The sequence below is a fragment of the Paracrocinitomix mangrovi genome (assembly GCF_019740355.2).
Lineage (GTDB): Bacteria > Bacteroidota > Bacteroidia > Flavobacteriales_D > Crocinitomicaceae > Paracrocinitomix > Paracrocinitomix mangrovi.
The window spans coordinates 2429430-2454451 of sequence record NZ_CP091819.1; the positions used below are offsets into that span (position 1 = coordinate 2429430).

Below are 25022 nucleotides of genomic sequence, written 5' to 3' on the forward strand. Positions count from 1 at the left end.
AAGGCTAATTGCCTAAAGAAATAAGGAATCAAATTCTGAACACCTCAAAGTACAAGTACAACTTTGTGGTGCAATTAAAGTAGCCATTTAAATATGGACTAATTGATTTTGCATTTACAGCAATTTCTCTTGAACTACAATCTGTAAAATAATCAGACTTTAAAGGGAGTGACAGCCTTTTTTGATCTTCATCTTCCTCTGCATCACTTTCAATTAAAAACTCAAATTCCGATAAAGGATTTAGTTTTTGAAAAGTTGCATTAGACGGAATACTGTAAATACTAATGGCATGAGCGTAATGATCCGCAATAACGGTTTCCTTTGCAATGTTAGCAGAAGCGCCAACTGAAAAAAGGACAGCAAATATGAATGTGACCAAAAATCTCATTTCATTGGGTTACGCATCAATTAAATTTAAAACTAAATATTGGGAATAGCAATGAGAATTTTTGATATTAAGTAAAATTTAACACATTCTGAGCATAATAAAATAGCCCCTTTAATAAGACTTTACAAAAAATGAGGCCCCATATTAACAGGACCTCACCTCACGGAACAAAAAAACCGATACCCAATAAGGATACCGGTTTAATTTGAATTTTGAAAGACTAGTAAAAGAAAACTCCACAACCACTTGTGCAATTTGCATCCGCACCGCTTCCATTTGAACTAAACGTATTATTACTTTCTACTGTAGCAGCATCAGTTGTTACCGCTCCTCCACTTTTAATTGTAGTAGAAGATGATACATACATCCCCCAGCTATTTGCATTAGATACTGAGCAATCATCTATTTCTAAACTACCTGATACATATATGTTGGCATATTCATATCCCCAGTACTGACCTCCATCTTTCACCTGTAAATAACTAAAGATGTTGTTTGGATTGTTTGATGCTATTTTGATTCCGCCCCAAAAACCTGCACTGGCGTATCTTCCTTGAATTACTATATTATCAGTTGAAGTTCCTACTGCATTTAAATATCCAGTAGATGTTACATCAATAACTTGATTTGCTTCAACCATCATCTGCAATCCTGGACTTAAGCTCAGTCCGGCATTAACATCCAAACCATGCAATAATAGTGGTGCAGACAATTTACTCCAGGTAGTATTTGTGGTAATGTCTCCATCAAGAACGTGAATAAATGCATTGTCGTTTCCTGTTAAATAATCAGATGATAAATCCAACATATCAACATTGTCAACTCCTATCATCAAACCGGTTTGGCTGTTAGAGAAAGTGTTGTTTCCAAATCCTGAAATAGTTGAAGATGTGCTTACATACATACCCACTTGCTCACTATTATCAATAGTAGAATTTTGAATATCAAATTTGGCACTGGCTTTTACAAAAACGTTTGCGTATTCATATCCCCAATATGATCCTGCATCCTTAACTGTTACATAATTAAATTGATTTAATGGATTGTTGGATTTAATAGCTATACCTTCCCAGAATCCAGGAGAAGAAGTTTCTCCTTTGATTACAATAGGATTTGAAGACGTTCCAATAGCCGATATTGAACCTGTTTCAGTAATAACCAAAGATGCACCCGCACACATTTCTAAAACAGCTCCCGGAGAAATTTCCAATTCGGCTAAAACATCAATGTCTCCACAAACCTTGGTAACGCCTGAACCAATAATAGTATTTGTTGTAATGTCTTCAGTAATTTCACCTGAAATTACATTACTGTCATACAAACAAGATCCGTCATCTTTCTCTGCTTCTGTTTGATAATTTGTTGCTAATGGATCTGTACATCCCTTTTTCTTACATGCTGACAACACCAAGGTTGATGCCGCCAATAAAATAATTGTTTTTTTCATTTGTTCCTGTGATTAAAAGTTCAGAACAAAATTCAAACAAAGCCTCTTGGTCTTTTATAGGGATTTCCCTGTATTTATAATTTATTGATCTAAAAGATTGAGTAGAATAGATTTTTTAACTAATCCCGTAACGTTTTTCACATCTAACTTCAGAAACAAATTACTGCGGTGCATCTCAACCGTTTTTTCAGAAATATGCAGCTGTTCAGCTATCTGTTTAATTGACTTTTCTTCTAATATAACGGCTAACACCTCTTTTTCTCTTGGTGTAAGTATTATGTCATTTGAATCACCTTCCAATTTCTCTTGTACTTCGGCACTGAAATATACTTCACCTTTTATCACTTTATCTACTCCATTTAAAATATCAACAATAGAATCAGATTTAATAATATAACCCTGTACTCCTGCATTGACAAAAAACTGAATAGTGTATTGGTCATCCAAACTAGATAAAATCAACACTTTTAGCTGATGATACTTTTGCATCAACTCCTTAATAAAACCCTTGGCATTACTTTGCCCAAATTTGATATCCAAAATCAGCAAATCATATGAATTGAGATTTAGAAAATAATCTAACTCTGATTTTAATGAGGCCGTATCAATCTCCGCATCACTATATTTTCCTGCAATGGCGTTTTTTAAGCCATCCACAATTAAATCATGATCATCCGCTATTAAAAATCTCATTCAGTCAAATTTAAATAAATGCTCACCAGGGTTCCCTTATCTTTTGCACTCTCAAAAATTATTTCGCCGCCTAAATTTTCTACTCGTTTTTGGATACTAACAATGCCAATACCATCAACGTTATCATCCAAATCAAAACCTATTCCATCATCTTCAACTGAAAGCACAATTTTATTATTGTCCATTAACAGTTGGACAAAACAATTACGCGCCTTTGCATGCTTTTGAACATTATTAATTAGCTCTTGCACCCATCTGTAAATCATTTTAGCTTTTGTAGCTTGTACCTTTTTATCACCAAGATTCGAAGTGAAATGAATGACTAATTTATCTGAACTATTCCCTTTGCAATATAATTTCAAAGTATCTTCAAGATTGCGTTCATCAAAATCAACCGGCATTAAATTGTGCGATATGCGTCTAACATCCAAATGAGTTTTATTTATTTGATTTAAAACTTCATTTAGATTGATTTCTTTATTACTTGCTAAAAGTTCTAATTGGATTTTGGCTGCAGTAAGTGAAGATGCAACACCATCATGCAGATCAGCTGCAACTCTTTCTCTTTCTTTTTCTTCTCCTAAAACAGCCGCTTTGGCAATCTTATGTTCCTGAACTAATTTCAAACGTTGGATGCGGTTCACAGAAGATCTTCTTAAAAAGTAAAGCAAAATTGCCAAGACAAGAACCCCTGAGGCTAACAGCAATATCCACCAATTTCTATTGGCTAATTTCTGTTCACTTTTTAAACTTTTTAGTTGTTCTTCTGCCAATGCACGTTCCTTTTTCTCAGTTTCATACTTCACCATCATCTCATTGATAATTTCTCTACTCTCAATTCCGGCAAATTCAACATATAATTCATTCGCCAATGCCATATTTTCAAAGGCTTTTTTAAACTCTCCTTTACCGGCATATGCATATCCTAATTGCTTATGAATTGAATACAATGTATTGTCATTGTTTTGCGATTTTGAAAGCTTGAGCGCTTCTTCACCACTTACTATTGCTTCATTAAAAAGTTGGAGTTCTGAATAAGCATGTAACAAGGCAATGTGGTTGAGCATAACGTAGTGGGTTTGTCCAAACTGCCGACTTAAGATCATTGAACGATCATACATATCAACAGCTTCTTTAACACTGTCCTTTTTTTGAAGCAATTCTCCTTTTGCATAAAAGGCGATAATTTGACCGATAGGATTATTGTATTGTATGGCATTATTGAGTGCTTCCTGACTTAATTCTTCTCCTTGTTCAATGCTGTCCAATTTAATTGCTGATACGGCTGCAATTGATGCTACAGAGGAGTAATATATTGTGTCATTAATTTCTGATAAATAGTTGTAGGCAGAAAAGGCATATTGGTATGATGATTCATATTGTTTTAGACTAAAAAATACATTTGCCAAATTATTTTCTATAATCGCAGCCTTGTAATGATCGCCATTCTTTTCATAAATAACTTTTGCTTTCAACATCTGTTCAATGGCCACATCATAATCACCCTTTACACTAAATGCTGATCCAACCAAATTATAATACTTGGCTGCTTCTGTTTCAGATACATTTGGAATAGCTTGATTTGCGTATAAAATGACACTGTCTACTTGAGATGTCATAAAGAAATACCTACACAAATGATATTGATAAACATCTTTTAATCGCGGGGTTTGTGCTACTTGTCTATTGGTGTTTTTTATTGAATCTATATCTGAAAGTCCCATTGTTGCTTTAAGGAAATTTTGAGCAATCATTGTGGAGTCAGCTTTGTAATCCTCTTGGGAATGCACAAAAGAAGCAAATAGAAAAAACATGAAAAGTACCAGACTTCTTTTCATAAAATGAGATTCAAATAGAGGAACTAAAAAGTTAAGACTAAATTAATAAATCCATTTGACAAGTAGGTCGTGGCTGTATTTGCAGAACAAACAACATTCACTAAAAATAAGTGTATCATCAAATTTCCTATATCATTAATTTTCAGCTCCTTTATCTATTTATTTTATTACTTTTCCGCAGTGTTTGTTTCTGAAATTACAAAAAAGCATATTAGAACTTCTGCAGCTGATCTCAAGCTAATAGATGATAACATCATTCTTTTTAGTACGCACAAAAATGCGGTATTTGGCTTAAATGAAATGCTAGAAGTACGAGAGGCCAATATCATCCTATCTGAAGGAAGGCCTTATTGCGTAATAATGGAAGCAGGTGAGTTTACCGAATTTACAGCAGAAGCAAAAACTGCCAGCGCCAGTGAGGAGCATACAAAAAACAGAATCGCTCTTGCACTTATCAAAAAGAATCTGGCCACCAAAATCATTGTTGATTTATACCTCAAACTTCAAAAGCCCGTTGGTAAAACCAAATCTTTTACCACCAGAAAAGAAGGCCTTAATTGGTTAAAAAAAATGCGGGATGCCTACTACAATGATTTATAATTAATGGTTCCATTCCCATTTTAACAAGGAGTAACAATCAGAATCTTCATATTTATCGTTCACCAGATAATCTTCTCTCATGGTTCCTTCCTTGGTGAATCCATAATAATGTACCAGTTTTACTGAAGGCGTATTCCAATCAGCTACCAAAGCTTCAATTCTATGCAGGTTCATTGAAGTAAAACCGAAATTCAACACTTCATTTAAGGCTTCTTTAGCATACCCTTTTCTCCTGTTTTCTTCTGATCTGATTTTATAAAACAACTCTGCTCTTTGGTGATTTTTATTCCAGGTATGAAATCCACACTCTCCTATTGGCAGGTTGCTTTGTTTATCTATAAGCAAGAAAAATAATACGGAAATATTATAGGTCTCAATTCCTTTTTCATGCTGTAACTTGAACTTCTCGTAATCCACCTCATCAAATCCAAAATAATCCATGATTTCAGCCTTAGATTTTGTATTGTAAAAATCATGAATCAAAGCGGGATTTACACTTTTAAGGATCAAACGGTCGGTATGTAATATGTGTTGCGAATTCACTGTATGCTATTTAACACTGGCAATTTTATAATTAATTCCGGTGGGATTATAAATTACGTAGGTGTATTTATAAAATACCGGACAGTACTGTTCTCCGGTCATGGTAATTTCTCTATCTAAAAAAATGGTTTCATCCTTAATTTCAATAATGCCTCTTGAAGAATCAACACAATGTTCATGCATAAGCGTAGTAACAAACAAAGTATCCTCTTTTTCTTCTATTGAAAAGTAATCTTTGATAAAATTCTGGTGATCATCAAAGTACAGCTCTTCATTTTCCAATCCTTCCATTACGTATTCTTTAGACCAACGAACTAAATATGCATGAGGCACAGTGCAAGCGTTGATAAAGAATGACAAAAATGTAATTGAAACTAAAATGACTGTATTCTTCATAAATCGACCCTTATTAATGAATCCTAAAATGATCTTCTGTTAAGTAGTAAAAGCATAGAAACAGCATAATCAAGGATAAAAATATGCCAATTATTTTTTTGGGTTTTGACGTTAATTTGTACAGAAATATTTTGAACAAAGTGGCCAAAATCAAGCCACCTAATATTCCTATTTGCATATACTTTGTTCCGTCATCCAATCCGTATGATATTACACCCGTCCAGGTTCCAAACAAAAGCAGAGCTGACGCTAAAACGAAAATAAAAAATACTGTGTCGTATACTTTTTGGACAAATGAATTACTGGTAGATCTGGAAATCAAAATGATGGTGAGGTGAACCAAAGTTAAAAACCAATGCAGCCATATGGTAAACATCCAAAATACCAGCACTGACAAAACAACACCTCCCGGTCCGGCATTGAAGAATGAAACAATAAAAAATACCGAATAAGCAATTTGAATTCCCAGATTAATCCATAAAACAGGCTTCTTTTTCTTCTTGGTGACAATTAATACCAATGCCAAAACAACCCATTGAAATAGATAGCTGCCTAAAATCAATTGAAAGTCTTCACTCATTCTATTTATTTGACATTAAAATAAAGTGCAGCATATATACTACACATCCTAAAAGCACAATGCCTTTAAAAATTGATTAACTAAAATAAGAAAAAGTAAGGAGGGTCAAATTACTTGCTTAAAACCTTCGCAATTTTGAAGTAATCTGAATCTTTGTTTGGTGCATTCTTCAATGCTTCTTCTTGAGTGATTGTTACCTTGGCAACATCTTCACGCAATACATTAATTGAATCTGTCATGAAAATCAATGGCTCAACACCTTCAGTATCCACTTGATTTAATTGATCAACAAAGTCAATCATTTTAATTAAATCTGCTTTGATGGCTTCTTTCTTTTCTCCTTCAAACTCAAGCCTTGCAAGGTGAGCAATGTGATCTACCAATTCATCTTTGATTTCCATACTACAGTTTATCTATCACTTTTTTGTTGTATTCAAGCAATGGACCATTGATTACATCAAAGGTTTGCTGACGCAAATTTACTAAATCTTTCTTTTCTAAACCTTTTGTTGGTATAGGGTCATGAATAACTACTCTTGAAATACCGGGACGTGCCCAGGCTGTTAAAGGCGGATCAGTTGCAAAAAGCTTCCAGGTATCAATCAAAGTAATGGGTAAAATTGGCACCTGTTCTTCAATAGCCATCTTAAAAGCACCTGATTTAAAGAGGTTCAGCTTTGGGTTATTGTGCGGAATTTTACCTTCTGGATAAATGACGATTGACCATCCTCTTTGAATTTCTTTTTTAGCCCTGATAATAGATTTCATGGCTGAATGTCTCTTTTCACGGTTTACGCCTATGTCCATGTTCTTAAAAAAGATACTGATGACAGGCCATCTCAATAATTCTGCTTTACCAATAAACATGAACTTGGTTTTTGGTAAAATCGGATACATTAAAATGATGTCCAAATAAGAACAATGATTGGCACAAATTACATAAGGCCCTTCCGGTAAATTGTCCGGCATTTTAATTCTCTTGAGAAAAATAAAATCCAAAAACAAAATAATCCGTGAAGTGAAAACCTTAAGCTTAAATACTTTTTCAAAGTTTTTGTCTTTGAGCAACATCACCCAAAACACAGGATACAGCAAGGTTAGAACCACAAAAAATATTATGGCGAAATATATGCGATAAACGATAACTAATGGTAAAAGCAAATATTTCATTGTATCAAAAATAACTACTTTTATCCTTCATAACTTAAAAAGCAAATGGCAAGAATACTTACAGGTATACAAAGTACAGGAACTCCACACTTAGGAAACATACTTGGGGCTATATTACCGGCCATAGAAATGGCAGAAGACGATAAAAATGATTCGTTTTTATTTATTGCAGATCTACACTCTTTGACGCAGATTAAAAATGCCGAAGAAATGAGAGAAAACACTTACAGTGTGGCTGCAACCTGGTTAGCTTGCGGATTAGATGTAAGTAAATCAACTTTTTATCGCCAAAGTGACCGACCTGAAACTGCTGAGTTAACCTGGTATTTGTCTTGCTTTTTCCCTTTTTCAAGATTAAATCTGGCGCATTCATTTAAGGATAAAGCAGATAGATTGGAAGATGTTAATGCCGGTCTATTCTCTTATCCTATGCTGATGGCTGCAGATATTTTGTTGTATGATGCCGAATTTGTTCCGGTTGGAAAAGATCAGGAACAGCATCTTGAATTCACAAGAGACGTAGCCCGCAGAATGAATAATGAAATGGGTGAAATGTTTGTAATGCCTGAGGCCAGACACAATGAAAACACCATGAAAGTTCCAGGAACTGATGGTGAAAAAATGTCTAAGTCAAGAGGGAATTTCATCAACATCTTTTTACCTGAAAAGCAGTTAAAAAAACAAATCAACAGCATTGTTACCGATAGCTTAGAATTAGAAGAGCCTAAAGATCCGGATACTTGTAATGCATTTGCCATTTACGCCTTATTGGCCAGTGATGATCAAATTGCTGAAATGCGCAACAATTATACAGCCGGTGGATGGGGATATGGTCATACTAAAAAAGCTATTTTGGATTTGATCCTTGACAAATTTGGTCCTGCCAGAGAAAAGTACACTTACTACATGGAAAATAAAAGTGAGTTAGACAAGGTACTGAATGAAGGTGCAGCTAAGGCTAAAGTTATTGCGGATGACGTAATAAAAAGAGTTCGAGAAAAAGTAGGTTACTAAGTTTACCAGGCATTTTAATAGATTTTTGTTGCTTTTACTTAGGATACAAGAAGTGTCCTTTCAATTTAGCATGCCCAACTAAATAATGCTCCCAACTTTTTGATGCTCAATGTCGTCATAACTGTACCCCAGAACATTATGAAGCCACAAGTCAAAATTTTAATACTCCTTTTGATAAGTACATTAAGTGCTTGTGGATTCTACAATTTTCAACGTCAAAAATTTACCAACTTAAAACCGTTGGATCCTGCTAAAGTTGAGTCAGTTGCTATTGATCAATACAATTATTTGCCTCCGGATACTTTAATTGCGGACAGCATTAAGGACCTTTACATCAGAACGGAAAGGGGTTATTATTATGTGGATGGACCTGAATTTGACACCTTGCAAAAGATTATTTATGGTTATGAAATTACACCCACTGACGAACCATTTAACAGAGAAAACATTGTTGTCATTAAAATTACCGAGCGCAATTTCAACCTAATTGATGCAGTAGACCTGGACCGAGTAGATGGGGTTTACATCAATGATGAAGTTATACCTAAAGAAGACGTTCAGCTATACGTTCCCATTAAAAGCGAATCTAAAAAAGCAGATTTAAAAAGGGTAGAGAAAGATAAAACAGCCAAAGGACTTCAAATCTCGGCTATTATTCTGGGCATTCTTTCTGTTGTTTCGTTTATCGTAATGATGCTCACCTACAATGCTTATCAAAACAGCAATAAATCAGGATGCATAAACGCCTTTTTCGCCGCAACAGTTTACGGTGTATTCCTCTTATATGCCTATGCTACAGGCATCCTATTCCTCTTATTTTTAGCTACCTTTATCGGCTATTTAGTAGTTAAAAAAAGAAAGTAATCTGCCTAATGGCTGAACATCATCATTACATCTTACATAAACCATTTGGCTACATCAGTCAATTCATCTCCAATGCACCTAAAAGTCATAAACAAAAATTTTTAGGCGAATTGTATGACTTTGCAGAAGGCACCATGAGTATTGGCAGATTGGATCAAAAATCTGAAGGATTATTGTTGCTAAGTACAGATGGAAAACTAAGTGCCGAAATTACCGGTAGAGGTTATGAAAAGGAATATTATGTTCAGTTAGATGGTTTAATTACTGAAGAAGCCATAGCTCAATTACAACAACCAATGACCATTAATGTTAATGGTGACATGATAAATGTTGCTCCGGCAAAAGCCAGAATAATTGAAGACCCCGGATTTGAAGAAAGAGAGCCTAAAGTTAGAGATGACAGACATGGCCCTACCAGCTGGGCTTCCATTATTATCAATGAAGGCAAATACAGACAGGTACGCAAAATGTGTGCAGCTGTTAATTTTCCTGTTCTTAGATTGGTAAGAGTACGTATTGGAAAATTGGAGTTAGGGAATTTAAAAAATGGAGAAGTGATTGAGGTAGATCAATTATTGGTTTAATCAAACAACTAACTTTATCATTCAACGTCTACAACTTACATTTCTTAAACCCAAAACATGAGAAAGATATTTGCATTATTAATTCTATCAATTACAAGCCTTAATTCTCAGGCACAATCATTTTCAGCCACAACAGATCCCAATTATCATCAGCCTGCTGGCGGACCCTGTGGTGAAGTTATTTGTAATGGCCTTTTTGCCATAATAATTGGAAATGGTACTCCACCTTATACCATCAGTGTATCTAACGGAACAACATTTACAACAACTTATAATTATGTAACAATAGACAGTTTATGTGCAGGAACCTACAGTTATACTGTAACAGATGACATTGCGCAAACAGTTACAAATAGCGTCACTATTGATCAAACAGTAGGAGCAATTGTTGGCGTTGACACTGTAATAGACGCTATATGTCCTGGCTCTCAAACAGGAATGATCTCGGTTATTCCATTAGCAGGAGAACCTCCTTTTTTATTTTCAATTGACAACTTCGCTACATCACAAAGCAGTGGAATTTTTGAACAACTTTTTTCAGGTGGTTATCAAGTAATGGTCAAAGATGGCAATGATTGTATAAATACGATATCTCTTGGAGTTCTTGATTCATTTCCTCCTATTAATTCAAATCCTTCAGTCCAAACTACCTGCAATAGTTGTAGTGGTCAAATTACTGTTAACTCATTTGGGGGAAGTCAACCTCATGTATATTCAATTGATCAGGGTTTCAACTTTCAGAGTTCAGATGTATTTTCAAATTTATGCCCAAATACATATAACATTTTGGTCAAAGATTTAAATGGCTGTTTGTACATCACCAACGTAGTTGTAACAGAAACTTCTTCTCCATTAGCAATGTCATTGTCCTCAACAGATGGCAGCTGTGAAAATTTGTTAGATGGAGCTATCACAGCAACTGTCACCGGAGGAGCAGCTCCATATACCTATAGTATGGACGGCGGACCACAACAAGCTTCACCTAATTTTCCAAATGTAAGTCCAGGGCTTCATGAAATTACCGCAATAGATGCCAATGGTTGTCAGATTATTGACACTATAACTGTCAATTACATTTCTCCCTTTACCTTCATCTATGTATATAACAATCCCGCCAATTGTGGTTTGAATGATGGAGCTTTTGAAGTAGCTGCTGTAAGTGGAGTTGCGCCTTATGTTTATGATCTAAATGGCACTTTGCAAGTAAATAATGGTAATTTTTTAAATGTTCCCGCAGGTATACATCAAGTTTTTGTAACAGATGCCAATGGCTGTACAGATAGTTATTTTATAGCTGTCTCCAATAATAACGTCACAAGCCAAATAGATAATTTTTCGGATTCAAATTGCAACAACTCATGTGATGGAACAGTTTCAGTGAGTGCTACAAGTGGAACCAGCCCTTTCACCTATTCTTTGGATTTAAATGGTACTCCGCAATCAAGTGGAACATTTACAGGATTATGTGCCGGACAACATTTTGTAACTGTTGAAGATGACAACGCTTGTATTACAATACAGGAAATAAATATCCAAGAACCCGATACTATTGATTATAACCTAATTGTAACAGATCCTTTATGTTTTGGTGGAACTGATGGAACTGTTTCTTTTAACAATGTTAGTGGCGGTAATGGCGGACCTTACGGATATTCACTTAATTCGGGACCAATCCAATCATCCGGCACTTTTAACGGATTACCAGCCGGTAATTACACTGGTGAGATCCATGATATTGTTGGTTGTATAGCTTCAATCAATTTCACTATTAATGAACCAACACCCGTACTTTGTATCATTGATGAAACAAATCCACTTTGTTTTGGTGGAAACAATGGAGCTATTCAAGTTTATGGTGATGGTGGAACACCTAACTATACTTATACAGTTAATGGTAACACTAATACAGGCGGATTCTTTCCATCTTTAACAGCAGGCAGCTACAATGTTTCAGTAACAGATGCTAATGGCTGTACTTGTATGTCAACAGTAAATATTACTGACCCACCTCAACTAACACTGAACGTTAACACAACTACCAACCCCATTTGTAATGGAGATTTGAATGGATCAATTGAGTTGGTTGCAAGTGGTGGAACACCCTATTATTCCTATAGCGTTGAAGGACCGGGAACCGAATTTACAAGCGGTGACTTCATATTTGTTGGGGACGGAACTTATACGGCAACTGTAACAGACATCAACGGTTGCACCACCTCCATTCCGGGAATCAGCATTATTGAACCTTCAGCATTACAAATAGACACTACCAATATGGTAAACGCCAATTGTAACGGAGTTTGTACCGGAATAATTGATATCAGCATGAGTAGCGGAAGTTCGCTTTACACTATTATAACTTCATCAGGTAATATTAGCTGGCAAAGTTTAATTGATTTTCAAATTGACTCTATTTGCGAAGGTGCACAAAGTATTTATGTAGCAGATGACAACGGTTGCAAGGATACGGTTGATTTTGTAATGGGATCACTTAGCAACATTGCCATAGATACATCCAACTACATTTTACCTACTTGTAATGGATTTTGTGATGCCGCAATAATTGTTGATTTATCCAATGGAACAGCTCCATACACTGTTAATTCAAACAATGGAACAGCAAATAGCATTAGTGGAACGCAATTTTCAATTAACGGCATTTGTCCTGGAGCTACAACTATTGTTGCAACAGATGACAATGGATGTATCATCAATTTTTCAATGAATGTAGCTGATCCTTTAGCCATTTCAACAAGTGTAAATACCACTGCCACACTTGTATGTAATGGAGATTGCAATGGAGAAGCAACTGTGGATATTAACAATGGAACTGCACCTTATACAGTAACAAGTTCAAGCGGAACAGTTTCAACTGTTAACAGTACGCAATTTTTAATCAGTGATTTGTGTGCCGGAACAATAAACATAGATGCGACAGATGCCAATGGTTGCACATTTGCCAATAGCATAACTTTGACAGAACCAACTGCTGTAGCCTTTTCATTGACTATGAATAATGAAGCGAGCTGCACAGCTTGTAATGACGGCTCGGCTCAATTGACCATTACAGGTGGAACAGCTCCATATACTGTTGATTGGTCAGATTTTGGATCAGCCACAACCGGTGATTCAGCTTCCGATTTAATGGGAGGTGATGGAATTGTTTGTGTTACAGATGCTGAAGGATGCGAAGTTTGTGATAGTGTTCACATTGATTTTATAGATGATATTGGATGGAATGAATGGGAACAACAACTGAATATTTATCCAAATCCGGCTAATGAAATTTTAAATATTGATGGATTGACAAAAAATTTCAGTGTGAAAATTTACAATGTGTTGGGAGAGCTTATTTGGCAAAATTCAGACAAAACTGCCTATATAATTAAGACAGAGCAGTGGTCAAGCGGAATTTATTCAGTAGAGATTGAAGTTCAGAATCAACTAATTAGAAAAAGAGTTGTGCTGAATTAAATATTTTTTTTCTGAGTGTTTTGCTATTATTTATAAAAGATTTATATTTGCGTCCGCTTTGATGAAAGCATCAAGCAAATTCCTCCTTAGCTCAGCTGGTTAGAGCATCTGACTGTTAATCAGAGGGTCCTTGGTTCAAGTCCAAGAGGGGGAGCGAGAGAAAGCCTCAGCATTAGCTGGGGCTTTTCGTTTTTATATCGTTGCTCCTTGGTTCATCCCGATAGCTATCGGGACCAAGAGGGGGAGCCCAGAAACTCAGTAACTACATAGTTGCTGAGTTTTTTTGTTTTATACATGATTCATTACTTATACATCATATATTCTGCATCCTTAGATCCTGGGCTTTTCGTTTTTATATAGTTGCAATTCAGTCAATGTGCTTTATTCCTTTTATATAGGGATAAAGTTTATTAACTTTATTTGTACGTTAGGGTGCATTAAGATTAGCAAATGTCTACAAAGCATAAAGAGAAACTTGTACTTCTACTGGAAAATCCATTAAATTCCGAAACCGACCATTTGGAAATATTGCATGATTTATATTTCGAATGGCGTGACGGATACGAATATCTAGAACCTGTTGCCAAGTATTACATAAACGGATTGGACGAATTACCTGGTTTAAAGGTCAAGAATTTATGGAATGAGGATAAGTTCAATGAATCTCGGAAGCCTTTTACAGACAGTTATCCAGAGCTTCACGCTATTGTATTGGGTATCTTGCAAAAAGAAAACGCACCCTAACACAGTAAGCAAAGCTCACGTCCTACACTTTGTCCACGCGCAAAAGCGCCCATTACTTGTACAAATCCGGGCAGCCATCTCACGGTCGGACAGCCAAAGTCCGGGGTTTTCTTGCCAGCGCACTTCGCACGTGTTTTGCACTTGCTGCGCAAGCAGCAAATCACTAGCTTTGCTCAAACGTTAGGCTGAATTAGTGGATAAGCAGATAAAATATTTCAAATGGAATCCGGATCGAATAGATTTGAATATTCACTTAGGACAAGAAATTCAACCATTAATTGAGTCAAAAATAGTATCTCAAGTCTCAGATGAGGATGATTACACCTATATTCTTCAGTCCAACAATAGCATAAAGGTTAGCACTGAGCAGGGTCTAATCACTCGAATTTCAATTTCGAACCAACCAAAAATGTCGTTTTTCAAAATTCTTAAACAAGAAATTTCAGTACCCTCTTCACAGGAACTTAAAACTTTGGAATTTGTGGTTAATGAACTTGGAAAGCAATTCGAATCAATGCCAGATCCACCTACAGAAAATGGTCGACTTGTATTGCCGACTGGTGAAATTCTAATGCAAGTGTTCAGAGATTGGCAACCAATTGTCACTTTTATCATAAAGAAAAACTAAGCCTAAAACAGTCCTAAAGCTTACGTCTGAAACTTGACCGCCGCACTTGCTCCTCAATAAATTGCTATTTTTACTCAAACGTTAGGTTTAATTGACGATATGACTGAAAAAAAAGATCTCTCTATTTACACTATTTGTATGGGCAACTTTGAAAGATCTGTCATATGGGATAAATGTGAAGCTAAGTTTTCGCGCATATTTAAAGAACCAGAACTTTTTCCTCAAATCTTTGCAGAATTTCGAATTAATAACAACGAGGAAGAATTACCGATTTGTTGCTGTAAAATAGACGATAAAAACTGGAGCCTTTTAACAACTCGAAAACTGTTCACTTCTAAAGCTGGAATTATCAACATTATTGACATGGAAACTGCACAATTGGACAGTTACCGAAACCCTCATAATTTTAACGAACCCTATACTCTAGGACTACTAATAACTCATGACGGAAATGACCATGAGTTTTTCATTGAAAACGGATATTGTTGTCAAGTAATGGTTTCTGCCATTCATGAAAGGTTAATTCTTCAAAAAAATTCAGAGGAGGAAAATCAACGGAAAATTAAAATGTTAATTCGGAGAGGGTTTCTAGAGGAAAACTAAAGCTAATACAGTAGCTAAAGCTAAGCGTCCGCACTTCAAGACGGCATTCTACTTCAGCTTCGCTTCCGTAGAACAAGGTAAATGCCTAATTTTACCCAAACGTTAGGTGTCATTAATCCCAAATCCAATGAAACTAATTAATTATTATGCAGCTGGAGCATTATTACCTGGACTTATAGGAGCAATAGTGATGTTGATAATTTCTTCTCAAATCAATTCTGACTACAAGAGCGAATGGCTTACAAAAGAATCAGCAATCGGAATGGACTTAATGATTTCATTTATATTTTCCATTGGTTATGCTATTGCTGGACTTACATTATTTCTGAACAAATTTGAAAATGTTAGAAATAAACCTTTGACAAGTTTTCTTGCATGGAATTTACTCCCTTTTATTTGGGTTGGAATAACAGTTTATATGTTTGCTAGATCAGGGGCACTTCAAGAAATTGAAGTGAAAATTTACGTATCTGCATTAACAATTCCTTATGCAATCTGTTTCGTTTCTTCATACTTAGTTTTCAGGAAGAAAAACGCTACCTAACACAATAGGTAAAGCGCATGTCCTTCCCTTTTTTGCCAACTATCCCAACAGCTATCGGGATCACACCCAATTCAACTACAATTTCATTTTCGTTGAACAAAGTAAATGCCTAACTTTAGTCAAGCGTTACAGCTAATTCCTTCAAGAATGAATGACCAAACTCATCTTTTGGATCAAAAATCAATCTTTGATCTACTTATAGCTAGTTCAAACTGTTTCAATGAATCTATGAAGGAAGTTAGAAAAGATTACGACAATTATGAAATAGAAAGATTGGACTACATTGACATAGTTGAACCTGTAAAAAATTTAGTTACAGAATTTGAAAAAGGGAACGAAGAACCTGTCCGTAATTTATTCAAAACTATCGAAAGAAATTTTCAAAATTGCGACCAGAACGCGAGCAATTTTATTCAATCCGGAATATTAGAAACCCTCCAGAATGCTACTTCTACAGCTGGACTTGATTTAAGAACTTGTTACAAAATGCTCATGAATCAAAATGTTCTCCGTATCTGGAATAGAGTCTTGCAGGGGTAGAAAACGTGAGCTAAAACAATATGTAAAGCCTGCGCCCAAGAGCTACGCAAATACAATTCAACAGACATTTCATTTTCATTGAACGAAGTAATTTGCTAGCTTTACTCAAACGTTATGTGTTATTACAATATTGCCAAAAATGGACTTTACGTTATGGTTGGAATTTGAGGAAGTTGACCCAAAAAGTTGGAACAAAGACAATGACTTTGCCAATATTCGCATTGAACTTAATGACGGAAGGGCTTACGGGTTGAATGTTTGGACTTTCCAATTCTTAGAAACTTGTAGAACAGAACTTCAGGAATCGGGCGAAAACTTAGGCGGAATTTTCATGAAACCACCAGATCTATTAGTCCAAGAATTGACCAGAGATTGTATCGAAAAAACAATCGAACAATTACTCAAAGAAGGAAACTTGGAGGACACCCTTAATCCCTCAATTGTTGCCGAATAAAAAATCATTACTTGTACATGCTGGAAGTGTTACGTCTAGAAAAATGCCACACAACACAATAGCTAAAGTCCGAAACTTGTTCACACACAATTCAACCACAATTTCATTTTCGTTGAACAAAGTAAATTGCTAGCTTTAGCCAAACGTTAGCTGTCATTGACAATATGAGTGAATTAATTGATGAAAATGAAAAGTTCGGAACTAAGCATCAATTTATTTTCGGACAGAACTCAATGACAATTCGTGAAAGAAAGCTAACTGGAAGTCGTACGGTTATTGAAATACCTTTAAATGACATTCAGGAAATCAATTACATAAAACCGAGAATTTCGACAATTGCTATTCTACTTTCTATTTTGTTATTTCCAATTATATTCATTTTTGAATTCGGAATTTTCGGACCAATATTTCAAAAGTCTATAGTGCAAATCAAATATAATGTTGGAGGTGAATTGGCTATCGGAAACTACATTTCCAAAATCAGCAAGAAAGACTTGCAGGAAATGAAATCCCTAGTAAAAAACGGTACCTATCACAATAGGTAAAGCGCATGTTCTACCCTTTTTTGCCAATCCTCCCAATAGCTATCGGGATCGCACGCAATTCAACTACAATTTTATTTTCGTTGAACAAAGTAAATTGCTAGCTTTAGCCACACGTTAGCATCAATTACAATATGACTAAAGTAATATTTACAATATTTCTTTTTGTTGGAATTTCTTGTCATTGTCAAATTGATTTAACGAATTCAACTTGGATCACCACCCATAAGACAACCTTTAAATTCTTCGACAAGTCGGTTCAGGCATCTCATCTAGACTATTTATCTGAATATGAAATTAATGGTGACACCTTACATTTTATCCATGATTTTTCAGTAGTTGAAAGTGTAACTGTTGGAAAGAAGAAAATCCCAAGAAGAGATTTTGAATTACCAGATTCATATTTCATTATGAGTCAATCAAATCCTGACTCTTTAATTTTGACCGCTATAAATCCGACAGCCATTCATCTTGTCAATGAATTAAAAGGCAGTTTTGGTTATTACCTTACGGACAAGGAAGCAATTAAATGGGAAAAATCAGGAAATCCTCCCCAAAATTTACCTAAACAACTGGACAGAACCTTAACTTTTTGGAATATCAATACTATTAAAAAAGACCGCCAAATTCATTCAATAGACATGTCAACAGTTTCTTATGGGTGGACAGGAATACATTATTTTGATATCAAATTTGATAGCAGCTTGAATTATTCCTGTCGCAGAATAGTTCAAGACTACAATAGCAAAGAAAAAATTGAAACATTCTACTTCAATGGGAGATTTGATCAATACCAGTTTGACAAAATTGAAAGATTATTTGGATTATCAGATTTACCTGACTCGGGTTCAACTAAATTCAACAGAGTAATGGCAACACATGACTCAAATTTTAGTCTAACTGTTAAACACAATCTTGGTATTTCATCAATGGCAGGAAATCGAGCTTCCCTGCCTGATTACGTTCGAGATTTCTTTGACTCTATTCACAGATATTTTCCATTAGAAGAGGATGAAACAGAAATTGAACAAACCGATTTTCCTGAATCCATGTTTGTAAAAAACTGATGCTAACACAGTAGGTTAAGTTCATGCCCGACACTCTGGCCACGCTTTTCCCTCCCAGTACGTGTACATATCCGGGCTGCCATCTCCCAATAGCTATCGGACCGGGGTTTTGGCCACCGCACTCGCATACGATAAATTGTTAGCTTTGCTTAAACGTTATGTACCATTCGCTAGACTTATGGCAAATTGCCCTCATTGTGGAGAAAAATTAGGATTTTGGAAAGTCATCTCATTGAAACCTGAGACAAATCTTATCGAGTGCCATAATTGTAATTATAACTTGAAGGCAGAAATCCATTACTTGTATCACAAAGTCCTTACAATTTTAATTGTAGCCGTTGCAGGTATTAGATTATCGAAATGGATCAAAGATGAAATGATACCCGGAAGTAATCTTGTTCTTATTCTATCCATTTTAATTTTTATTGTCGGACTGAGATATTTCTATAACAAAGTAACTCTGGTTGTATACAATACGGGAGAAAAATCAATAGGAGATATTTATCAGGAAATAAACCAAACAAAATTAGAGGCTGCAAAAATCAAGGAAATAAAGAAATTTAAAGAACAATATTTCAACATGAAAAACTCTGAACTGGAGGAAATCGCAACTCAAAACGGCTGGCAAGAAACTGCTAAGATTGCTGCCCAAGAAATTCTGAGTGCAAGGAAAAATGATACCTAAAGGTAACTTCCAATAGGATTAGTATTATATTAAAAGAAATGAGATTATTAATTATTTGTTTAGCGTTTTTTAATCTAATCACAACTAATTGGTTACTTAGTCAAGACAGTACACAATTTTATTCCATTACAGATTCTGTAATTACATATTCTTATGGGAAGGAATCCTATAATTATCTGGTCAAAAAGGAATTTAATGTTGTTGAAAACCCATATGAATTAGTCAATCTTTCTGCAAATGCTTCGAGTTATAAATTTCCAGGTCACGAGAATAATGTTTACCTACATGTAGCTTATGTCTATCAATTAAGCTTCATGGGACAAATTCAAATCGACTTTCTATTTGAAACAGATTCTGAAAACAAAAAAGTTGTAAATATCTACTCAAGAAAAACTCATTTCTCTTTTTTATTTAATTCAAATAATTATACACAATTAAACCAACTTTTAACAAAAGGTGAAATTTTACAGATTGTAAATTCAAACTTAGGAGTGAAAACCGATAGTATTAGAAATATTGGAAATCAGAAATTCCCAGTTTTAATGTGTATAGGTAAGGACACCTTACTAGGAGACAAAAATTTCCTAATACATTTGGCTGTGATCAAGACGAAAGAAAAAACGGACAGCTGTTCCAGTCAGATCATTACAAAAGACAATTCATTTATTTCTACCAAAGAGCTTGCAAACAAAAACTATTCACCTGCACTTTTAATATATACGACTGAACAGTTCCTTCCCAAAAAGGAAAGAAATGAATATAATGAATGGTTAACACACAGAAGAGAAATTGTATTTGACCTTAACAAAATGAGAATAATACAAGACCATTATCTATCGTCTTGGGATAGCCCTGTACACCGAAAGTAGAAAACTACACCTAACACAGTAGGTAAAATTCATAGCCATCACTTTGGCCGCGCTTTCCCTCTCAGTACTCGTACATATCCGGGTGGCCACTACTCGGTCGGACAGCCAGAGCACGGGTTTTGGCCACCGCACTTCAAGACGGCATTCTACTTCAGCTTCGCTTCCGTAGAACAAGGTAAATGCCTAACTTTACGCAAACTTTAGCATTAATTAAGGCAAATGTATAGCTATAAGGAATTTCCAGAACAAGTTAAGAATGCAGCTCCAAAATCACTGAGTCAATTTGGATTCCATTTAACTGAAGAAGTTGAAGATCATTGCCTACGTTATAAAAATGATAAATGGCAAATCAGTTTTATCTGTGATCATGGGGCTATTGACGTTTATCTAGTGAATCTGTTTGACAAAAACAAATACTACTTGCCTAAAGTATTGCAATTTTGGTTCCCTCAATCGGAAAAAGCACAGAAATTCCCAGAGTTCTTCTGGGGTTCAGAAAAATCAGTCAATTATCAAGTCGAAATTCTAGCAGAGTTTTATGCAGAATTCGACAAAAAATATGAGGACCTGAAAAACAATTTCAGGCAAAATAAAGAATACAATCAGAAAATATTCCAATTCATGATAAAACAAGGTTCCAAAGAACTGAAGGAGCTCTTTGAAAATGGTGATCCAAATTGGAAGAAACTGGCTCTAGAAGAAATGAAACAAAACAGCTGAATAAAAAACTAATGCTAACACAGTAAGCAAAGCTCACGTCCACCCTTGGCCAGCACACTTGCTCCCAGTTGCGTGTACAAAATCCTGGTTTGGCCTAACACGGTGGACAGCCAGAGTCCGGGGTTTTGGCTTACGTACTTTCGCACGCAATTCAACTACAATTTTATTTTCGTTGAACAAAGTAAATTGCTAGCTTTAGCCAAACGTTAGGTTTAATTAATAGTTACCTTGAATTGTTGATGACATCAATTGGTAAATACTTATTTGCAGTGCTTAGGTTTATATTCTTTTTTCTTTTATTCGGTTCAAATAGTTTATTTGGTCAAGTTTGGCCATCAAAAGGTATCAGCAATTTAAAGGGTAATGTTCTTCAAATTCGAGAAACGACAATGACGCCCGTAAAATCGAAAAAAGAACTTGGAATATGCGACACGAATTCAATTTCGATATACGTACTGAATAACCAAGGAACTTTATCCAGAGATACTTTTATAATTTGGCCTTTTGACATTTGGCCAAACATGGACACTTCGATTACGGAGTATTTCTATAGTGACTCTGGACTTTTGATATCAGAGCACTATTGTGATCTTGGAAATGACTTTTGCAACGACAATATTTATGAGTTTAATCAAAATGGTCAACCATCAGCTGTAATTGTTTATTCTGCAAAAGGTGACTCTATTAGCAGAATAGAATATGACTATAATACTGATGGATTAGAAATTGAAAGAAGAATTTATAGTGCCTTTGTGATCGGAGGTAATCTACTCTACACTTATCAGTTTGAATATAATTCAAATCGTGAGATTACTAGCAGAAGATATTTTACAGCAGATGGAAAGGTTAAATCATACAATGTATTTGAATATCAGAACGGACTTTATATAAAATCCATTGTAGATCCTATTAAAGGAAAAAAAATTATTGAAGAAATATCCTATGTATTTGACGAAGTCGGAAATTGGGTTTCAAAAACTTCAAGAGTGAATGGAAAAATAACGGGCTTTGTGACTCGTGAAATCATATATAAGAAAAACTAAACCTTACACAGTAGGTAAAGTTCAAGCCCGACACTCTGGCCACGCTTTTCCCTCCCAGTGCGTGTACATATCCGGGCTGCCATCTCTCGGTCGGACAAACCAGAATCCGGGGTTTTGGCCACCGCACATCAAGACGGCATTCTACTTCAGCTTCGCTTCCGTAGAACAAGGTAAATGCCTAACTTTACCCAAACGTTAGCATTAATTAGGTGAGCATATTCAGTAGACTTTTTCAAAAATCTAATCAAATTGAGAAACCCTACAATTTGGACTCTCTTGATGAAGTACGCGCTGAGAAACGAATTGAAATTTTTGAAGAATTAGTTTCACCTGTTATGAGCTCAATAGGTCTAAACAATTGGAATGGCAAATACCTTTGGTTTAGTGACTTTAATTCTGAAGGAATTAAATTTGTGGTTGAGTACCAAGTTTTCAAGGGTTTTGGCGGTTCTTTCGCTTTCGGAATATGCTACGAAAATGTACCAACCGTCTCAAATTGGAAAAAACTGGTTAATCACAAAACTGACAAGTCAACTAAAATACATTATTACAAGAGGCTTGAGGGATGGCAAGCAAGCTATGACGGAACTGACCGCACTTCAGGTCGTGACATAGTTAGCCATTGGAATGAAGTTGATTTTCGAAAGACGCTCTTTACAATTTTAGAAAGCTTGCCGTCAAGATTAGAGCCGTGGTTCAAAGCAAGATCAAATAGGGACCAAAACATTCTGGAACTACAAAATGAAATCAAAGGAAACACAGAGTTTGTTCGCAGAATAGTGAATCCCGATTATATACTTTGCTTTCTGAACGCCGAAAAGGGTGATCTTGAAAAAAGTAAAGTACATTTCTCCAAGTACTTTGATGAGAAACTTGCTATATCAAAAGAATTCGAGCCTATGCAGGAACTTATCTCAAAGCGAATTGAAAAACTAACCCTAACACAGTAGGTAAAGCTAAGCGTCCACACTTGGCCGGCGCACTTGGATCCTCAATAAATTGCTAACTTTAACCAAACGTTAGGTAGCATTACGATTTGACCCATGGGACTGTTCAAGAAAAAAAAATCAGCTAATTCAGGTAATCACACAAAAATCAGAAGAAAGGTTGAAATTGAAGGTCTGTCAATACCTGGAATAATATTTAATCTCGATTATCACATCATAGATCTAAAAGTTTATTCTGATGGAATAGTTGATTGTTGGGAAATGGTCGACCTTCCAATTTTTCAAGAAAAGCTTAAGAAAAATTGGGTTGTAACGAGCATTCCAGAAGGAGGTGAAATTTCAATCTTCGAATTGGGACGTTGGAAAATCAAAAACGGCAATTGGAATTTTAATCAACAGACATATTTTGATTTTGTTAAAAGTCTTGTTAAGGAGCTAAATCCAAAGATGGAAAACCTCTATAACATGCATGGAACCACTTCATTAAAAGTGAATGGCGTGAACACCTTTAAACTTGGAATTTCTTCACCAGAACCTTACTACGTGGCAAATGAAATTGGAATACACAAAGAAACTTTTGCTGGAAAGAAATTCTCGGTTTTCTTTCGTGACGAAGATGACCAATTCTACTTTTCTCAAATGAGCATTTTCAAAGATGGACTTGTACAATTAAATGACATACCAAATAGTAAAACATACAAATTTGAGGACATAAGAAAACTAATTGATTCCAAGACAATTCTTTCTGAAATTCCAAACGGCAATCGTGTTAACCTTGGAAACCTTGGGTCATTTGAATTAGAATCTGGCTATGGTGTTGACATTGAAGAAAAATACCTTGATTTTCAAGATCAGTTCAACGTGCTACAAGGAAAAGAAGACTCATTGAGAAAATGCATTCGTATTTTCAAAGAGTTCATGGAACAGCCAACTGCCAGCAAGAAGGAAGAATTGAAAGTTGCATACGAAACTATTCCGAAACATAAAAGGATGTACGTTGGAGATATGGACACCAAAGACTTTCATTTGAAGCTGATTCTGTATGGTGAAGCTACTAAGCAAGAATGGGAAGAACGTTATGGTTACCCTATGCCTGATTTTAAAGTACCTGAATTGCTTGATTGAAAACGCTACATAACACAATAGGTAAAGTCCGAAACTTGTTCACACTCAAGTTAACTACAATTTCATTTTCTTTCAACAAAGTAAATTACTAGTTTTAAGTAAACTTTAGATGAAATACAGAAACAAAATGATCAAAGGAATAATTTACCCCCTTATTAGATTACTTTCTTTCCTAATAATATTTGGAGTTTACACTTCGCATTCTCAGTCAGAACAGCAAGAAACAATAGATAAAAGAAAGTTAGCTACATCAATGGGGGTTCCGATTTTTTATACTGGAATTGACCAGATAGAACTTGAAGTACACCAATTAAAGGGTGAGTATAAAAAATTCAACTTATCTATTAAAAAGCATTTAGGTGATGGTAATTACAAAACATTATCACGTTTTAATTTCAATGGAAAAGTACCAGAATCATATGTTGTCAATGACTCTTTACAAATTATTGAGGTAAAAGACAGGAATGGTTATTCATATCTGAGGTGTAGCTATGATTCTTTGGGTCGTTTAACCTCAAAAAGATACTACAAAAAAACAGGGGAACTTAATCAGATTCGTAAATACGAATATAACGAAACTCAAAGAGCCTGCTTTATTACAGAAAGAAACGTTTCTAAAAATGAATTTGTAGAGCGTGATACAATTCATTATGATGAGTTCGGAAGAACTGAATCTCGTGTATTATTGAAATACGAAAAATACAAACAGGTGCATTCATATTCTTACAACACGAACAATCTAATAGATACAATTTTTGTTGACAATATAGGGGGTGACAAAAACGGCTATGCTTTTAAATATGAACTGAACAACTCAATGGACTGGGTTAAAATGTCAATTTATGACTTTACATCAGAAGGAGAATATCCTGATTATATAATTACAAGAATTTTGGAGTAGAAATCTATTTAAATTCTTA

Annotated in this window: 29 protein-coding genes and 1 tRNA gene; 21 read left to right on the forward strand and 9 right to left on the reverse strand. The window is 35.2% G+C overall.

What is annotated here, in order from left to right; translation table 11 throughout:
- Positions 1-28: 28 nt before the first annotated feature.
- The 4 genes from K6119_RS11130 to K6119_RS11145 all read right to left on the reverse strand — a co-directional run bounded on the left by K6119_RS11130 (position 29) and on the right by K6119_RS11145 (position 4366).
- On the reverse strand, positions 29-388 hold the full coding sequence (locus K6119_RS11130) for a hypothetical protein (protein WP_221838912.1): 360 nt from the start codon (positions 386-388) through the stop codon (positions 29-31).
- A gap of 220 nt (positions 389-608) precedes the next feature.
- Entirely contained in the window at positions 609-1835 is a 1227-nt protein-coding gene (locus tag K6119_RS11135; protein WP_221838911.1) for a hypothetical protein, read from the reverse strand.
- Between the two features lie 81 nt (positions 1836-1916).
- Positions 1917-2528, reverse strand: coding sequence for a LuxR C-terminal-related transcriptional regulator (locus K6119_RS11140; RefSeq protein ID WP_221838909.1), 612 nt, complete (start codon positions 2526-2528; stop codon positions 1917-1919).
- The gene (locus K6119_RS11145; protein WP_221838907.1) at positions 2525-4366 is read right to left on the reverse strand and encodes a tetratricopeptide repeat-containing sensor histidine kinase; all 1842 of its coding nucleotides are present in this window, start codon (positions 4364-4366) and stop codon (positions 2525-2527) included. The genes K6119_RS11140 and K6119_RS11145 overlap by 4 nt, the downstream gene beginning before the upstream one ends.
- A 69-nt stretch (positions 4367-4435) precedes the next feature.
- Between K6119_RS11145 and K6119_RS11150 the strand changes: the two genes are divergently transcribed.
- Positions 4436-4966 (forward strand): DUF7793 family protein, encoded by a 531-nt coding sequence (locus K6119_RS11150; protein ID WP_237827999.1) that lies wholly within the window; start codon positions 4436-4438, stop codon positions 4964-4966.
- Here the strand turns inward: K6119_RS11150 and K6119_RS11155 are convergent, their stop codons facing one another.
- The 5 genes from K6119_RS11155 to K6119_RS11175 all read right to left on the reverse strand — a co-directional run bounded on the left by K6119_RS11155 (position 4967) and on the right by K6119_RS11175 (position 7655).
- A complete protein-coding gene (locus K6119_RS11155; RefSeq protein WP_221838902.1) occupies positions 4967-5509 on the reverse strand; it encodes a GNAT family N-acetyltransferase in 543 nt (180 codons plus the stop codon). It abuts the gene before it with no gap.
- A 6-nt stretch (positions 5510-5515) separates the two neighbouring features.
- Complete coding sequence (locus K6119_RS11160; protein WP_221838900.1) at positions 5516-5905, reverse strand: hypothetical protein; 390 nt, start codon at positions 5903-5905, stop codon at positions 5516-5518.
- Positions 5906-5918: 13 nt separating this feature from the next.
- Complete coding sequence (locus K6119_RS11165; protein ID WP_221838899.1) at positions 5919-6485, reverse strand: hypothetical protein; 567 nt, start codon at positions 6483-6485, stop codon at positions 5919-5921.
- Between the two features lie 110 nt (positions 6486-6595).
- The gene (gatC, locus tag K6119_RS11170; RefSeq protein ID WP_221838898.1) at positions 6596-6886 is read right to left on the reverse strand and encodes an Asp-tRNA(Asn)/Glu-tRNA(Gln) amidotransferase subunit GatC; all 291 of its coding nucleotides are present in this window, start codon (positions 6884-6886) and stop codon (positions 6596-6598) included.
- A 1-nt stretch (position 6887) separates the two neighbouring features.
- The gene (locus K6119_RS11175) at positions 6888-7655 is read right to left on the reverse strand and encodes a lysophospholipid acyltransferase family protein (RefSeq protein ID WP_221838897.1); all 768 of its coding nucleotides are present in this window, start codon (positions 7653-7655) and stop codon (positions 6888-6890) included.
- 45 nt (positions 7656-7700) lie between these two features.
- On the opposite strand from K6119_RS11175, the gene trpS reads away from it, so the two are divergent.
- The 20 genes from trpS (at position 7701) to K6119_RS11275 (ending at position 25003) form a co-directional block, all read left to right on the forward strand.
- Complete coding sequence (gene trpS / locus K6119_RS11180; RefSeq protein WP_221838896.1) at positions 7701-8669, forward strand: tryptophan--tRNA ligase; 969 nt, start codon at positions 7701-7703, stop codon at positions 8667-8669.
- A gap of 171 nt (positions 8670-8840) precedes the next feature.
- Positions 8841-9533, forward strand: a complete 693-nt coding sequence (locus K6119_RS11185; RefSeq protein WP_221838894.1) for a hypothetical protein — start codon at positions 8841-8843, stop codon at positions 9531-9533.
- A gap of 8 nt (positions 9534-9541) precedes the next feature.
- Entirely contained in the window at positions 9542-10117 is a 576-nt protein-coding gene (locus K6119_RS11190) for a pseudouridine synthase (protein ID WP_221838893.1), read from the forward strand.
- Positions 10118-10174: 57 nt separating this feature from the next.
- Complete coding sequence (locus K6119_RS11195; RefSeq protein WP_221838892.1) at positions 10175-13591, forward strand: T9SS type A sorting domain-containing protein; 3417 nt, start codon at positions 10175-10177, stop codon at positions 13589-13591.
- Positions 13592-13671: 80 nt separating this feature from the next.
- Positions 13672-13745 (forward strand) — tRNA-Asn (locus K6119_RS11200).
- A 365-nt stretch (positions 13746-14110) separates the two neighbouring features.
- The gene (locus K6119_RS11205; protein ID WP_237828000.1) at positions 14111-14335 is read left to right on the forward strand and encodes a hypothetical protein; all 225 of its coding nucleotides are present in this window, start codon (positions 14111-14113) and stop codon (positions 14333-14335) included.
- A gap of 193 nt (positions 14336-14528) precedes the next feature.
- Positions 14529-14963: a hypothetical protein gene (locus tag K6119_RS11210; RefSeq protein ID WP_221838890.1), complete on the forward strand. Its 435-nt coding sequence runs from the start codon at positions 14529-14531 to the stop codon at positions 14961-14963.
- Positions 14964-15062: 99 nt separating this feature from the next.
- Positions 15063-15566, forward strand: a complete 504-nt coding sequence (locus K6119_RS11215; RefSeq protein WP_221838889.1) for a hypothetical protein — start codon at positions 15063-15065, stop codon at positions 15564-15566.
- Positions 15567-15693: 127 nt separating this feature from the next.
- The gene (locus K6119_RS11220; RefSeq protein WP_221838888.1) at positions 15694-16110 is read left to right on the forward strand and encodes a hypothetical protein; all 417 of its coding nucleotides are present in this window, start codon (positions 15694-15696) and stop codon (positions 16108-16110) included.
- 147 nt (positions 16111-16257) lie between these two features.
- Positions 16258-16650: a DUF7674 family protein gene (locus K6119_RS11225; protein ID WP_237828001.1), complete on the forward strand. Its 393-nt coding sequence runs from the start codon at positions 16258-16260 to the stop codon at positions 16648-16650.
- A 139-nt stretch (positions 16651-16789) separates the two neighbouring features.
- A complete protein-coding gene (locus K6119_RS11230) occupies positions 16790-17104 on the forward strand; it encodes a hypothetical protein (RefSeq protein WP_221838884.1) in 315 nt (104 codons plus the stop codon).
- 164 nt (positions 17105-17268) lie between these two features.
- Positions 17269-17649 carry a hypothetical protein gene (locus K6119_RS11235; protein WP_221838882.1) on the forward strand — a complete coding sequence of 127 codons (381 nt, stop codon included), beginning with the start codon at positions 17269-17271 and terminating at the stop codon, positions 17647-17649.
- Positions 17650-17780: 131 nt separating this feature from the next.
- Positions 17781-18713: a hypothetical protein gene (locus K6119_RS11240; RefSeq protein WP_221838879.1), complete on the forward strand. Its 933-nt coding sequence runs from the start codon at positions 17781-17783 to the stop codon at positions 18711-18713.
- Positions 18714-18849: 136 nt separating this feature from the next.
- Positions 18850-19398, forward strand: a complete 549-nt coding sequence (locus K6119_RS11245) for a hypothetical protein (protein WP_221838877.1) — start codon at positions 18850-18852, stop codon at positions 19396-19398.
- A gap of 38 nt (positions 19399-19436) precedes the next feature.
- Positions 19437-20267: a hypothetical protein gene (locus K6119_RS11250; protein WP_221838876.1), complete on the forward strand. Its 831-nt coding sequence runs from the start codon at positions 19437-19439 to the stop codon at positions 20265-20267.
- 219 nt (positions 20268-20486) lie between these two features.
- The gene (locus K6119_RS11255) at positions 20487-20987 is read left to right on the forward strand and encodes a hypothetical protein (protein WP_221838874.1); all 501 of its coding nucleotides are present in this window, start codon (positions 20487-20489) and stop codon (positions 20985-20987) included.
- A 521-nt stretch (positions 20988-21508) separates the two neighbouring features.
- Complete coding sequence (locus K6119_RS11260) at positions 21509-22030, forward strand: hypothetical protein (protein ID WP_237828002.1); 522 nt, start codon at positions 21509-21511, stop codon at positions 22028-22030.
- Between the two features lie 266 nt (positions 22031-22296).
- Positions 22297-22980: a hypothetical protein gene (locus K6119_RS11265; protein WP_221831729.1), complete on the forward strand. Its 684-nt coding sequence runs from the start codon at positions 22297-22299 to the stop codon at positions 22978-22980.
- Between the two features lie 93 nt (positions 22981-23073).
- Positions 23074-24102, forward strand: a complete 1029-nt coding sequence (locus tag K6119_RS11270; RefSeq protein ID WP_221831731.1) for a DUF7638 domain-containing protein — start codon at positions 23074-23076, stop codon at positions 24100-24102.
- A gap of 109 nt (positions 24103-24211) precedes the next feature.
- A complete protein-coding gene (locus tag K6119_RS11275; RefSeq protein WP_221831733.1) occupies positions 24212-25003 on the forward strand; it encodes a hypothetical protein in 792 nt (263 codons plus the stop codon).
- The last annotated feature ends 19 nt before the right edge of the window (positions 25004-25022 follow it).